At 69.9% G+C, this 13294-nt stretch carries 10 protein-coding genes and 1 riboswitch; of the genes, 1 reads left to right on the top strand and 9 read right to left on the bottom strand.

Translation table 11 applies throughout. The features are described 5' to 3' along the window. Positions 1–34: 34 nt before the first annotated feature. On the top strand, positions 35–2563 hold the full coding sequence (locus tag AB0B29_RS11290) for an ABC transporter permease (RefSeq protein WP_362237026.1): 2529 nt from the start codon (positions 35–37) through the stop codon (positions 2561–2563). 55 nt (positions 2564–2618) lie between these two features. Here AB0B29_RS11290 and AB0B29_RS11285 read toward each other — a convergent pair whose 3' ends face one another. The 9 genes from AB0B29_RS11285 to AB0B29_RS11245 all read right to left on the bottom strand — a co-directional run bounded on the left by AB0B29_RS11285 (position 2619) and on the right by AB0B29_RS11245 (position 13287). Beyond that, on the bottom strand, positions 2619–3911 hold the full coding sequence (locus AB0B29_RS11285; RefSeq protein ID WP_362237024.1) for a class I SAM-dependent methyltransferase: 1293 nt from the start codon (positions 3909–3911) through the stop codon (positions 2619–2621). A 335-nt stretch (positions 3912–4246) separates the two neighbouring features. Next, on the bottom strand, positions 4247–5635 hold the full coding sequence (locus AB0B29_RS11280) for an NAD(P)/FAD-dependent oxidoreductase (protein ID WP_362237021.1): 1389 nt from the start codon (positions 5633–5635) through the stop codon (positions 4247–4249). A 421-nt stretch (positions 5636–6056) separates the two neighbouring features. Continuing rightward, positions 6057–6998 (bottom strand): Ppx/GppA phosphatase family protein, encoded by a 942-nt coding sequence (locus AB0B29_RS11275; protein ID WP_362237019.1) that lies wholly within the window; start codon positions 6996–6998, stop codon positions 6057–6059. Continuing rightward, positions 6995–7594 (bottom strand): DUF501 domain-containing protein, encoded by a 600-nt coding sequence (locus AB0B29_RS11270; RefSeq protein ID WP_362237017.1) that lies wholly within the window; start codon positions 7592–7594, stop codon positions 6995–6997. Before AB0B29_RS11270 ends, AB0B29_RS11275 begins: the two co-directional genes overlap by 4 nt. Positions 7595–7646: 52 nt before the next feature. After that, on the bottom strand, positions 7647–8123 hold the full coding sequence (locus AB0B29_RS11265; RefSeq protein ID WP_362237015.1) for an FtsB family cell division protein: 477 nt from the start codon (positions 8121–8123) through the stop codon (positions 7647–7649). Positions 8124–8235: 112 nt separating this feature from the next. Further along, positions 8236–9516, bottom strand: coding sequence for a phosphopyruvate hydratase (eno, locus tag AB0B29_RS11260; RefSeq protein ID WP_030242663.1), 1281 nt, complete (start codon positions 9514–9516; stop codon positions 8236–8238). 285 nt (positions 9517–9801) lie between these two features. Further along, complete coding sequence (locus tag AB0B29_RS11255; protein ID WP_362237012.1) at positions 9802–10491, bottom strand: transglycosylase family protein; 690 nt, start codon at positions 10489–10491, stop codon at positions 9802–9804. Between the two features lie 4 nt (positions 10492–10495). Continuing rightward, positions 10496–10662, bottom strand: a riboswitch (cyclic di-AMP (ydaO/yuaA leader). Positions 10663–10890: 228 nt separating this feature from the next. After that, the gene (locus AB0B29_RS11250; RefSeq protein WP_362237010.1) at positions 10891–11859 is read right to left on the bottom strand and encodes a transglycosylase family protein; all 969 of its coding nucleotides are present in this window, start codon (positions 11857–11859) and stop codon (positions 10891–10893) included. 120 nt (positions 11860–11979) lie between these two features. Beyond that, on the bottom strand, positions 11980–13287 hold the full coding sequence (locus AB0B29_RS11245; protein WP_362237008.1) for a cytochrome P450 family protein: 1308 nt from the start codon (positions 13285–13287) through the stop codon (positions 11980–11982). Positions 13288–13294: the final 7 nt, after the last annotated feature.

The raw sequence follows: 13294 nt of genomic DNA, 5'->3' as shown, positions 1-13294 counted from the left end.
CCGTCAGGACCGACAGGACTGAGAAGAAGAACCCATGTTCCGTACCGCCTTGCGCAATGTGCTCGCGCACAAGGCCCGGCTCCTGATGACCGTGCTCGCCGTGATGCTCGGCGTGGCCTTCGTGTCGGGGACCCTGGTCTTCACCAACACCATCTCCGACGCCTACCAGAAGAGCTCCGCCAAGGGCTTCGACCAGGTCGACGTCTCCATGACCGCGGACTACCAGGAGGCCGAGGGCGACAAGGTCGGAAAGCTCCACGAGCTGACCCGGGCCACCCTCGACAAGAGCGAGCGGGTGCCCGGGGCCGCGTCCGCCATCGGGGTCGTGCAGAACTTCACCGCCATCGCCGACAAGGACGGCAAGCTCATCGGCCAGGGCTTCCAGTCTCAGGGCGGCAACTACTGGGGTGCCGAGGACCCGCGTTACCCGCTCGTCAGCGGGCACGCCCCCAAGGGCCGGGGCGAGATCCTCATCGATTCCGAGACCGCGAAGCGCGCGGGTTACAAGGTCGGCGACACGGTGCGGATGTCCGTCGACGGCCCGGTCCTGACGCCGAAGATCACCGGCATCTTCACCACCGACGACGGCAATGTCGCAGCCGGCGGCAGCCTCACCCTGTTCGACACGGCGACCGCCCAGCAGCTGCTGGGCAAGCCGGGCGTGTACGACGAGATCGACGTCAAGGCCAAGCCGGGCGTCACGCAGGCCGCACTGAAGGCGCAGCTCGACAAGGCACTGCCCGAGGGCACCGTCTCGACCACCACCGGCAAGGAGCTCGCCGACGACCAGGCGGAGATGATCTCCCGGTCGATGAGCGGCATGCAGACGGCCCTGCTGGTCTTCGCCGGCATCGCCCTGTTCGTCGGCACGTTCATCATCGCCAACACCTTCACCATGCTGGTCGCCCAGCGCACCAAGGAACTGGCGCTGATGCGGGCGGTCGGCGCCTCCCGCCGGCAGGTGACGCGCTCGGTGCTCATCGAGGCGTTCGTGGTCGGCGCGATCGCCGCCGTGACCGGACTGCTCGCCGGCATCGGCATCGGAGCCGGACTGCGCTCCTTGATGGGCACGTTCGACGCGACCGTGCCCGACGGCCCGCTGGTCATCACGCCCGGCACCGTCCTCGCCGCGCTCGCCGTCGGCATCCTGGTGACCATGCTGGCGGCGTGGCTGCCCGGCCGCCGGGCCGCGAAGATCCCGCCGGTCGCGGCCATGAGCAGCGTGCACGCCAAGGCGACGACCAAGTCGCTGGTGCTGCGCAACACACTGGGCGCCCTGGTCTCGGCCGCGGGCATCGCGGTGGTCCTGGTGGCCACGACCATGGACGGCTCGGACGGCCAGATGCCGATGGGCCTCGGCGCGGTGCTGCTGATCATCGGCGTGTTCATCCTGACCCCGCTGCTGTCCCGCCCGCTGATCGCCGCCGCCGCGCCGCTGCTGCGCGCCTTCGGCATCTCCGGCAAGCTGGCCCGGCAGAACGCGGTGCGCAACCCGCGCCGCACGGCCGCCACCGCCTCCGCGCTGATGATCGGCCTGACCCTGATCACCGGCATGACGGTGATGGCGGGCAGCCTCCAGCAGGCCATCGAGAAGATGGCGTCCGCGTCGATCAAGGCCGACTACGTGGTGTCCATGGCGAACGGCAACCCGCTGTCGCCGGACGTGGAGAAGAATCTGAAGCAGGCCGGTGACGTCACCGCCACCAGCCCGATGCTCAACGCCGAGACGCGGATCGACGGTCAGAGCGAGTACCTGACCGGCGTCAACGGCGCCGCGATCCGCGACCTGGTCGGACCGGAGGTCGAGGAGGGCACCTTCAAGGTCGGCGGCAGCGACGTCGTCGTGGACAGCGAGACCGCCAAGTCCTACGGCTGGAAGGCCGGTTCCGCCTTCACCGTCTCCTACGGCGACGGCAAGAAGCAGAAGCTCACGGTCGCCGGGACCTACGAGAGCAACGACTTCCTGCGCGGCGTCCTGCTCGACGAGAAGACCCTCGCCCCGCACGAGCCGGACCCGTACAACATGAAGGTCATGGTGAAGACCTCCGACGGCACGTCCGGCGCGGTGCAGGACAGGCTGGAGAAGGTCCTCGGCACCAACCCGGCGATCAAAGTCCAGTCCAAGGACGACATCTCGAACGAGATCGCGCAGATGTTCACGCTGATGCTGAACATGGTCTACGGCCTGCTCGCGATGGCGGTGATCGTGGCGGTCCTCGGCGTCATCAACACCCTGGCCATGTCGGTGTTCGAGCGCTCGCAGGAGATCGGCATGCTCCGCGCGATCGGCCTGGACCGCAAGGGCATCAAGCGGATGGTCCGCATCGAGTCCCTGGTGATCTCCCTGTTCGGCGCGGTGCTGGGCATCGGGCTGGGCGTGTTCTTCGGCTGGGCGGCCGGTGAGCTGCTCGCCTCGAAGATGGCGACGTACGCGCTGGTCCTGCCGTGGGCGCGGATGGGCCTGTTCCTGCTGCTGGCCGCGACAGTGGGTGTCCTCGCGGCACTGTGGCCGGCCCGGCGTGCGGCCCGGTTGAACATGCTGGAGGCCATCAAGGCGGAGTAGCGGCACGCGCGAAGGGCCCCTTTCCCCCGGGTGGGAGAGGGGCCCTTCGCCGTTGTCAGTTCCAGGTGCGGGCGCGCAGCGGCAGGCCCGACGCCCCCGACTCGGGGGCGCGGACGGCCAGGACCTGGTTGACCCCGATGCGGTTGCGTTCGAAGGCCAGGGCGGAGGCGGCCATGTACAGACGCCAGACGCGGGCCCGGCCGGCGCCGGCCAGCTGGACGGACCGCTGCCAGTCGGCCTCCAGGCGCGACACCCACTGGCGCAGGGTCAGGGCGTAGTGCTCGCGGAGCGCCTCCACGTCGCGCACCTCGAACCCGGCCCGCTCCAGCTGGGTCACGGTGGCCCCGATCGGCTGGAGTTCACCGTCGGGGAAGACGTAGGAGTCGATGAAGGAGTCGATGCTGTACGTCGTCTCGTCCCGCTGCGGGCGGCGGGCGATCTGGTGGTTCAGCAGCCGCCCGCCGGGCTTGAGCAGGTCGTACAGGTCGGCGGCGTACTCCAGGTACCGCTCGGCGCCGACGTGTTCGGCCATGCCGATGGAGGAGATGGCGTCGTAGGGACCGTCGCGGACGTCGCGGTAGTCCTGGACGCGGATCTCCACCATGTCGGTGAGGCCCTCGTCGGCGACGCGCTTGCGGGCGTAGGCGGCCTGCTCCTGGGAGAGCGTGACGCCGACGACGCGGACGCCGTGCTCGCGGGCGGCGTGGATGGCCATCGAACCCCAGCCGCAGCCGACGTCGAGCAGTCGCAGTCCGGGTCTGAGGCCGAGTTTGCGGGAGACCAGTTCGAGCTTGTCGTACTGGGCCTGTTCGAGGGTGCTGTCCGGGCTGGGCCAGTAGGCGCAGGAGTACACCATGGACGGGCCGAGGACGATCTCGTAGAAGTCGTTGCCGACGTCGTAGTGGTGGCTGATGGCGCGTCGGTCGGTGTGCTTGGTGTGCAGGTGGCGGCGGGGGCTGCGGACCTCCTCGCGGGGCGGGGCGGGCGGCAACGGGAGTCCGCCGAGCTTGACCAGTCCGCGGACGGCGGCGCGGACCTCGGGGTCGCGCAGGGCCTGAGCGAGGGTGCGGGCGTCGTCGCCGCGCTCCCAGATGAGACCGGCCAGCAGATCGAGGGTCGCGTAGAGGTCGCCCTCGATGTCGAGGTCCCCCGCCACCCAGGCGCGGGCCAGGCCCAGTTCGCCCGGCTTCCACAGCAGGCGGCGCAGGGCGCGGCGGTTGCGTACGACCAGGGTCGGCGCGCCCGGCGGGCCGGCCTGTGAACCGTCCCATGCGCGGATGCGCACCGGGAGCGGTGCTCCCAGCAACTGTGTGAAGAGGCCCTGCAGCCGCGGCGCGGCGTCTGCCATGGTGTACACCTCCGTGACGAGGAATCCCGGAATGTCGGACACCACGTAAACACCTGCGGGGCTTCGACGCAGTCCCCGGCACGCGTCATGTCTGGGCAAAACCGCCGCTTCGCCCGCCCGGACGCGGCTCCCTGACGGGCCGGCGGACGCGGAAGCGCCGGCGGGTCTGCGCGCGCCGCATGACCCGGGCACGCCGAAGGGTCCGCCGCAAGGCCCGGGCACGCCGAAGGGTCCGGGCACGCCGAAGAACCCGCCGCAAGGCCCGGGCACGCCGAAGGGCCTCCCGCACCACGGATGGCGGGAGGCCCTTCGTCAGACGGACGTGCGACCGGAGGTCAGGAGGCCTTGGCCTTCTCCTCGGTCTTCTCCTTCGGCGCGGCGGCGACCGGGGCCGGCTTGGCGGCCTCGTAGAACTCCTCGCGCGGCGTCTCGATGGCGCCGAGCGAGACGACCTCGCGCTTGAGGAACATGCCGAGGGTCCAGTCGGCGAAGACGCGGATCTTGCGGTTCCAGGTCGGCATGGCCAGACCGTGGTAGCCACGGTGCATGTACCAGGCGAGACGGCCCTTGAGCTTGATCTTCATCTTGCCCATGACGATCATCGCGACGCCCTTGTGGAGGCCGAGACCGGCCACCGCGCCCTTGTTGGCGTGGCTGTAGTCCTTCTGCGGGAAGCCCCGCATGCCGGACACCACGTTGTCGCCGAGGACCCGGGCCTGGCGCAGCGCGTGCTGGGCGTTCGGCGGGCACCAGGCGTTCTCGTTGCCCGCCTTGCGGCCGACCAGGTCCGGGACCTGGGCGTTGTCGCCGGCGGCCCAGATGTAGTCGGTGCCCTTGACCTGGAGGGTCGGCTCGCAGTCGACGTGACCGCGGGGGCCCAGCGGCAGGCCGTAGCGGGACAGGGCCGGGTTGGGCTTGACGCCGGCGGTCCAGACGATGGTGTTGGAGTCGACCTCGAGGCCGTTCTTCAGCACCACGTGGCCGTCGACGCAGGAGTCCATGGAGGTGGACAGGTAGACCTCGACACCGCGGCCCTCGAGGTGCTCCTTGCCGTACTTGCCGAGCTTGGGGCCGACCTCGGGGAGGATCTTGTCTGCGGCGTCGACCAGGATGAAGCGCATGTCCTCGCGGGACACGTTCTTGTAGTACTTCGAAGCGTCGCGGGCCATGTCCTCGACCTCGCCGATGGTCTCCGCGCCGGCGAATCCGCCGCCCACGAAGACGAAGGTGAGCGCCTTGCGGCGGATCTCCTCGTCGGTGGTGGAGTCGGCCTTGTCGAGCTGCTCGAGGACGTGGTTGCGCAGGCCGATGGCCTCCTCGACGCCCTTCATGCCGATGCCCTGCTCCGCGAGGCCGGGGATCGGGAAGGTGCGGGAGACCGCGCCGAGCGCGATCACCAGGTAGTCGAAGGGCAGCTCGTAGGCCTCGCCGACCAGCGGGGAGACCGTGGCGACCTTGCGGTCCTGGTCGATGGTGGTGACCCGGCCGGTGAGAACCTCCGCCTTGGGCAGCACGCGTCGCAGCGGGACGACGACGTGGCGCGGGGAGATGTTGCCGGCGGCGGCTTCGGGGAGGAAGGGCTGGTAGGTCATGTACGACCGGGGGTCGACGACCGTGACGGTCGCCTCGCCGTAGCGCATCTTCTTCTGGATGCGCCGAGCTGCGTACAGGCCTACGTACCCACCGCCTACTACGAGGATCCTGGGACGCTCCGTGGTGCTCATGCCATCGAGTATCCACCCGTCTCAGGGGGGTGGCTCGTGCGCCCCTTCACAAGCTCTTGCAGGGTGTGTGTTATCCTCCGCGGCCCGCGTGATCCACGTCATGGTGACAACCGGGCTCCTTTATGCACCCCGGAGCGTTGTCAATGCCGCGTGAGCTGCCTCTCTGTGCCCGAGAGCGCCCCGTGAGGGTCGCCCCCGGTGCCGCTCCGGACACCTTCCCGGACCCCTCCATACCATGCTTCTGAACATGTTCAAAGGCCTGTTCAGCCCCCGGACGGGTCAACGGGACCCTTCTCTTCGCCCGGGAGGGCCGAATTCCTTGTGAAGAACTTCACGAACTTTCCCGGCGGGCGGTCTCCGGAGGGTTCGTCCGAGCCCTCCGGAGACGCTCATTCGTGATCCGTGCCTGCTCAGAAGCGGGCTAGGCAACCGACCACGCGATGCCGTCGAGGATGTCGTGCTCGCTCACCACGACCTCCCGCGCGCCGATCCGCTCCATGATCGACAAGAGCACGAGGGCGCCCGCGCCGATCACGTCGACCCGGCCCGGATGCATGGAGGGCACGGCCGCGCGCTCGGCGTGGGTGGAGCGCAGCAGCCACTCGGTGATCTCACGGACCCGGTCGTAGGAGACGCGGGAGTGGTGGATGGCCTGCGAGTCGTACGCGGGCAGCTCCTGCGCGATCGCCGACACGGTCGTCACGGAGCCGGCGAGGCCCACCAGGGTGCGCGCCTCGCGCAGCGGAACGCTCTGCTCGGCGAGGTCGAGCGCGGCCTCGATGTCGGCCCGCATCGCCGCGATCCGCTCCTCGGACGGCGGATCGCTCACCACCCCGTCGCGGACCAGGTGCCGCTCGGTCATGCGGACACAGCCGATGTCCACCGAGCGGGCCGCCCGGACGTGGTCGTCGCCCACGACGAACTCGGTCGAGCCGCCGCCGATGTCCACGACCAGGTAGGGCTTGGGCAGGTGGTCGCTCCCGGCGAGCTCCTTGGTGGCGCCGGTGAAGGAGAACTCGGCCTCCTGGTCGCCGGTGATCACCTCGGGCTCGACGCCCAGGATGTCCAGCACACCGCGCACGAACTCGTCCCGGTTCTCGGCGTCCCGGGAGGCGGACGTCGCCACGAACCGCAGCCGCTCCGCCCCGTGCTCCTTGATGATCGCGGCGTACTCACGGCACGCCGCGAAGGTCCGCTGCAGCGCCTCGGGGGCGAGCCGGCCGGTGCGGTCGACGCCCTGTCCGAGTCGCACGATCGTCATCCGGCGGTCCAGGTCGACCAGCTCACCGGTGCCCGGGTCGGCGTCGGCGACCAGGAGCCGGATGGAGTTCGTACCGCAGTCCACGGCGGCGACACGGGTCATTTCCGATCCTCCTCCACCGGCTTGAAGGCGAAGTGGCCCGAGTCCGTGCCCTCCACCTGCCATCCCTCACCGCTCGGCGGCCCGGCGGTCGTCACACAGGCGCCCTTGCTCCACCACTGAGGCAGCATCGCCAGCGCCTCGTCGCCCAGCGGGTTCACGCCCGGGCCCGCGGCCAGCGAGTGGGCCACCAGGACGTGCAGGCACTTCACCCGGTCCGGCATGCCGCCCGCGCTCGGGAAGTTCTTCAGCTCCTCGATCTCGTCACGGCGCCGGACGTAGTCCTCGTGCGCGGCCCGGTACGCCGCCGCCAGCTCCGGGTCCGAGGCCAGCCGCTCGGTCATCTCCTTCATCACGCCGTTGGCCTCCAGCGTGCCGATGGCCGAGTTCGCCTTCGGGCACGTCAGGTAGTACAGCGTGGGGAACGGCGTCCCGTCCGGCAGCCGGGGGGCCGTCTCGACGACGTCTGGCTGACCGCAGGGGCAGCGGTGCGCGATGGCGCGCAGGCCGCGCGGGGGCCGACCGAGCTGCTGCTTGAAGGCCTCGACGTCGGCGTCGGTGGGCTCGGTGCGCGGGGTGGTCGGCGGGGGCGTTTCCATGACTGTCTTCAGGCTGTCTTTCTCTGGGTTCAGGTCACTGGCTGGGGCTGGGTCACCGGTCGGCGGCGTCGGCCTTGTCGACCCCGTCCCAGACGTTCGAGTACCAGGGGCGGTCGGCCGCCCCCAGGTCGGTGCGCGACTGCTTCGCCGCGTGCGGGTCGACGACGATGAAACCCGTCTCCCCCGGCATCACGTAGTGCAACCGCTGCCGGATCTGCTGCTCGGCGTACGCGTCGTCCTGCCAGCGCGCCTTCAGGTCGCGCAGCCGTTCGACGCGCTCGCGGGCCTGCTGCTGTTCGCGCCGCAGGTCGTCGATCTCGGCGCGCTGCGAGACGTACTCCCGCATCGGGTAGGCCAGGACCACGATCAGCGAGCACATCACCAGGGCGAGCAGGGCGGCCCGGCCGGTCAGCCGCGAGCGGCGGGCCTGGCGCCTGGTCTGGGAACGGTAGACCCGGGCCGCGGTCTGCTCGCCGAGCAACCGGATCCTGGTCGCGGTGGAGAACCGGTCCCGGTCCTTCACGGCCATCTGTCCGCCTCCCGCTCCACCGTCATACGCGCGTACGTCCCCGGACACGGTACGGGACCGGGTACGGGGACGTACGTACGACGCTGCTACTTACGGGCCTGGCCTTTCGCGGTCAGCCCTTGAAGCGGGGGAACGCCGAGCGGCCGGCGTACACCGCGGCGTCGTCGAGGATCTCCTCGATGCGCAGCAGCTGGTTGTACTTGGCGACGCGCTCGGAGCGGGCCGGGGCGCCGGTCTTGATCTGGCCGCAGTTGGTGGCGACGGCCAGGTCGGCGATGGTGACGTCCTCGGTCTCGCCGGAGCGGTGGGACATCATGCACTTGAAGCCGTTGCGCTGGGCCAGCTCGACGGCGTCCAGGGTCTCGGTGAGCGAACCGATCTGGTTGACCTTGACCAGGAGCGCGTTGGCCGCGCCCTCCTCGATGCCGCGGGCGAGGCGCTCGGGGTTGGTGACGAACAGGTCGTCGCCGACGAGCTGGACCTTGTCACCGAGCTTGTCGGTGATGGTCTTCCAGCCCTCCCAGTCGTCCTCGAACAGCGGGTCCTCGATGGAGACGAGCGGGTACGCGTCGACGAGCTCCGCGTAGTACTCGGTCATCTCGGCGGCCGAGCGGTCCTTGCCCTCGAAGGTGTAGACGCCGTCCTTGTAGAACTCGGAGGCGGCGACGTCGAGCGCCAGGGCGATCTGCTCGCCGGGGGTGTAGCCGGCCTCCTTGATCGCCTCGAGGATGAGGTCGAGGGCCTCGCGGTTGGAGCCGAGGTTCGGGGCGAAGCCGCCCTCGTCGCCGAGGCCGGTGGCCAGGCCCTTGCTCTTCAGGACCTTCTTGAGGGTGTGGTAGACCTCGGCGCCCCAGCGCAGGGCCTCGGAGAAGGACTCCGCCCCGATCGGGGCGATCATGAACTCCTGGATGTCCACGTTGGAGTCGGCGTGCGAGCCGCCGTTCAGGATGTTCATCATCGGCACCGGCAGCAGGTGCGCGTTGGGGCCGCCCAGGTAGCGGAAGAGGGGGAGGTCGCTGGCCTCGGAGGCGGCGTGGGCGACGGCGAGGGAGACGCCGAGGATGGCGTTGGCGCCGAGCGAGCCCTTGTTGTCGGTGGCGTCCAGGTCGAACATGGCCTGGTCGATCAGGCGCTGCTCGGTGGCGTCGTAGCCGACCAGCTCCGGGCCGATCTGCTCGATGACCGCGAGCACGGCCTTCTCCACACCCTTGCCGAGGTAGCGGTTCGAGTCGCCGTCGCGGAGCTCGATGGCCTCGAAGGCGCCCGTGGAGGCGCCGGACGGGACGGCGGCACGACCGGTGCTGCCGTCGTCGAGGCCGACCTCGACCTCGACCGTGGGGTTGCCTCGGGAGTCCAGGATTTCCCGGGCTACGACGACGTCGATGGACGGCACGAGCATCTCCTTCTTGATGTGACGCGGTGACGCGGGTCGCGGGGACCCGGCGGGGTGCGGGCCCGGTGGCTCGCGACATGAGCCTAACCGGCTCCGGGCGATCGGCCACCGGGTCGCCCACCCCATGGACAGAACCGAGCGTAAATTGTTTCCGAACGGAACAAAGCCGGTTGCCGAAAAACCCCGCCCCGGCGCGTACGGGGGATGACGCACCGGGGCGGGGAGCCTGTGGACCCTGGGCGGGTCCGCGGGCCGGGACCCTGGCGGGTCCCGGTGGGCCGCTGCTTACTTCAGGTGCAGCTGCTGGCCCGGGTAGATGAGGTTGGCGTCGTCGACGATGTCCTTGTTCAGCTCGAAGAGCTTCTCCCAGCCGCCCTTGACCTTCTTGTCCGCGGCGATCGAGCTGAGGGTGTCACCCTCGACGACCTTGTACTCGCCGTCGCCCTTCTTGACCTTCTTGCCGGTCGGGGTGGTGACGGTCTTCTTGGCCGCCGGGCGCTCGTCGGAGCGGGAGGCCGGCTGCTGCTCGGTCTGACGGGTCTCGGTGCTCTGCTGGCTCTGCGAGGAGCTGCCGGAGTCGCTCGAGGAGCCACCGCCGGTGGACGCACCCGACAGGCCCTTGCCGCAGACCGGCCAGGCACCCTTGCCCTGGCTCGCCAAAACCTTCTCGGCGACCTGGATCTGCTGGTCCTTGCTGGCCTTGTCGGCGGTGGAGGCGTACTGGGTGCCGCCGTACGCGGCCCAGGTGGAGGCGGAGAACTGCAGACCGCCGTAGTAGCCGTTGCCGGTGTTGATGGACCAGTTGCCGCCGGACTCGCACTGGGCGACGGTGTCCCACTCGGAGGTGGTGGCGGCGGAGGCGTTGCCGGCGGCCATCAGCGGGGCGGCGACGGCGACACCGGCGACGCCGGCGAGCGCGGCGGCACGGGTGGCCTTGGACGGACGACGGTGCTTGCCCTTGCCGGAAAACAGCATGGATGGATCCCCTCACCGACGCCTGCGAGGTGAGCTGTCGGGTTCGGGCCGGTTGAGTTGCCCGGCCGCGTCCCTGACGGGACACGGCTTCACCCCAAGCCCTTCCGGCACAACCGGCCGGTCGGGCACCTACCTTGGGTCCCCCGCTCCTGCCTACGGCGCTTGACGCGACGACTGTTCCCGTACGGCCGCTGGCAGGATTCGGCGTTGCGGCAGCCGGGGCTCGCGGTGGCGAGCGGTCACGACCGTAGACACGTGATCCGGAGAATTTCAAAGACGATCAGGGCTTCTGAGATCTATCTCTCACGGGCCCCAAACGGGACATCAGTCGCGAAACGGGGCGCGAACTCACCCGCTTTCGGGGCGACTTCGACCGCCGTTTCCGCACTGCCCGAACAGCTACTTCTCGTCCGCTTCGCCCTCGACCGTGAGCGTCTGACCGGGGAGGATGAGGTTCGGGTCGGTGCCGACCTCCTTCTCGTTGGTCTCGTAGAGCTCGTGCCATCCGCCGCTGACCCGAAGGGCGTCGGCGATGGACCAGAGACTGTCGCCGATGCCCACGATGTAGGCGCCTTCGGACTCGTCGCCGGACAGCTCGTCAGTGCGCGCGGAGTGACGCCCCGTGGACTTCTCCGCACGGTCACGGTCGGGCGCGCCGCTCTCGTCGGCGCTGGGTCCGCGATGACGACCGGAACCGGTGCCGGAGAGCGAGGAGTCGTCGTCGCCCTGCCGGGCGCTGTCGCCCTTGTCGCTCTTGGAGGCGTCGGGCGAGGAGCTGTCGGACTGCCGCTTCTGCGACGAGCCGGTGGATTCAGTCGACTTGTCCGTCTTGGCGGTTTCGTCCTTCGGGGCCGACGACGCGTCAGGCGATGACGAAGGGGAGGAGGAAGGGCTGTCCGAGGGAGACGAGCCGAGCGAATCGAGCAGGCCGGGCGAGTCGACCTCGCCGGACGAGTCGGATGAATCGGATGACCCGGACGAATCCGACCCCTTGCCCTGTTCGAGGCCGGAGAGCAGCCCACAGGTACGCCACGCGCCCACGCCCTGGTCGGCGAGGATTCTCTCGGCCACGGCTATCTGCTGGGAGCGGCTGGCCAGGTCGGCACTCTCGGCGTAGTCGAGGCCACCGTGGCTCTCCCAGTCCTCCTGGGACAACTGCAGGCCGCCGTAGTAGCCGTTGCCACTGTTCTCGCTCCAGGCGCCACCGGTCTCGCAGTCAGCGACCCGGTCCCAGGTCGTGCCGTCGGCCGCACTGGCACCGGAGGCCCCGAGGAGCGGGATCGCGATGGCGGAGCCGGTCACTCCGGCCGCGACGAGGAGAGCCGGAGCCTGGCGGGGGCGACGGTGCCGACCGTTCCCGGAGAGCATACGGAGACCTTTCACGCGACAGCAGTGACCGACGCGGCGTGGATCCCTCCGCGTTGATGGGTGAACGTATCGGCAGACGATCACTTGTCACAAGTTCATGCCGCGTAGATCACGTGAAGATCACAGGTCTGATGTTTCGTCACGTTCGGCTTGGGCCACCGGTGCGAACTCCACCGGCAGCGTGCGCAGCCCGCGCATGATGAGGCCGCCGCGCCATCGCAGCTCGGCCGGATCCGCGGCGAGCCTGAGGTCCGGGAGGCGGGTGAGCAGGGTGGCCAGGGCGGTCTGGCCCTCCAGGCGGGCGAGCGGGGCGCCGAGGCAGTAGTGGATGCCGTGGCCGTATCCGAGGTGCTGGTTGTCGCGGCGGGAGAGGTCCAGTACGTCCGGATCGGCGAACCGCTCCGGGTCCCGGTCCGCGGCGGCCAGCACGACGAGGACGGGGTCGCCCGCCTCGATGTGCTGTCCGCCGAGGGTGAGTGACTGCGTGGCGAAACGCCAGGTGGCGAGTTCGACGGGACCGTCGTAACGGAGGAGTTCCTCGACGCCGGTCTCCAGGAGGCCGCTCTCCCCTGCGGCGAGGGACGCCTGGAGCCGGGCGCGCTGCCCGGGGTGGGTGAGCAGTGCGTAGGTGCCGTTCCCGATGAGGTTGACGGTTGTCTCGAAACCGGCGAACAGCAGGATGAAGGCCATGGCCGCCGCCTCGTTCTCGGTGAGGTGCTCGCCGTGGTCGGAGGCGCGGATCAGACCGGAGATGAGGTCCTCGCCGGGGGCGGGTTCGGCGGGCAGCGCCTCACGCTTGCGGTGGATGAGCTCGGCGAGGTAGCCGCGCATCTTCTTCACCGATCGCGCCACGCCGCCCCGGGGGCCGCCCTGGTGACGGATCATCATGCCCGCCCAGTCACGGAAGTCGTCCTGGTCCTCGCGCGGGACGCCGAGGAGGTCGCAGATGGCGTAGATGGGCAGCGGGAAGGCGAACTCGTGGATCAGGTCGGCGGATCCCTTCGCCGCGAAGCCGTCGATCAGAGAGTCGGTGAGCTCCTGCACCCGCGGCGCGAACTCGGCGACCCGGCGGGGTGTGAACGCCTTGGACACCAGCCGCCGCAGCCGGGTGTGGTCCGGCGGGTCGATGTTCAGCAGATGCGTCATCAACTCGGCCTTGCGCTCGCCGGGGATCCCCGTCTTGCCCTTGGCGTGCGCCGGTTCGTCGTGGTGCGCCGGGTTCTTGGAGAGCCGGTGGTCGGCGAGCGTCTGCTTGGCGTCGGCGTACCGCGTGACCAGCCAGGCCTCCACGCCGCTGGGGAGCCGCGTCCTGTGGACGGGGCTGTGCTCGCGGAGCCAGGCGTAGGCGGGGTAGGGGTCGCTCGCGAACTCCCAGGTGAAGAGGTCGGGAGCGGGCGCGGGTGTGCTGGGCTGGGGCTGGTCGGTCACGCCTCCG

It is taken from the genome of Streptomyces tibetensis (assembly GCF_040647715.1).
GTDB classification, from domain to species: Bacteria; Actinomycetota; Actinomycetes; order Streptomycetales; family Streptomycetaceae; genus Streptomyces; species Streptomyces tibetensis_A.
The sequence above is the reverse complement of the archived record's forward strand: the minus strand, read 5'-3'. Positions and strand labels throughout refer to the sequence as shown.

What these genes read in the sequence shown, in the direction of transcription:
- AB0B29_RS11275 (WP_362237019.1), bottom strand. Translation starts at nt 6,998, where the DNA reads ATGACCCGTGTCGCCGCCGTGGACTGCGGTACGAACTCCATCCGGCTC.
- AB0B29_RS11250 (WP_362237010.1), bottom strand. Translation starts at nt 11,859, where the DNA reads ATGCTCTCCGGGAACGGTCGGCACCGTCGCCCCCGCCAGGCTCCGGCT.
- AB0B29_RS11290 (WP_362237026.1), top strand. Translation starts at nt 35, where the DNA reads ATGTTCCGTACCGCCTTGCGCAATGTGCTCGCGCACAAGGCCCGGCTC.
- AB0B29_RS11270 (WP_362237017.1), bottom strand. Translation starts at nt 7,594, where the DNA reads ATGGAAACGCCCCCGCCGACCACCCCGCGCACCGAGCCCACCGACGCC.
- AB0B29_RS11255 (WP_362237012.1), bottom strand. Translation starts at nt 10,491, where the DNA reads ATGCTGTTTTCCGGCAAGGGCAAGCACCGTCGTCCGTCCAAGGCCACC.
- AB0B29_RS11265 (WP_362237015.1), bottom strand. Translation starts at nt 8,123, where the DNA reads ATGGCCGTGAAGGACCGGGACCGGTTCTCCACCGCGACCAGGATCCGG.
- AB0B29_RS11285 (WP_362237024.1), bottom strand. Translation starts at nt 3,911, where the DNA reads ATGGCAGACGCCGCGCCGCGGCTGCAGGGCCTCTTCACACAGTTGCTG.
- AB0B29_RS11280 (WP_362237021.1), bottom strand. Translation starts at nt 5,635, where the DNA reads ATGAGCACCACGGAGCGTCCCAGGATCCTCGTAGTAGGCGGTGGGTAC.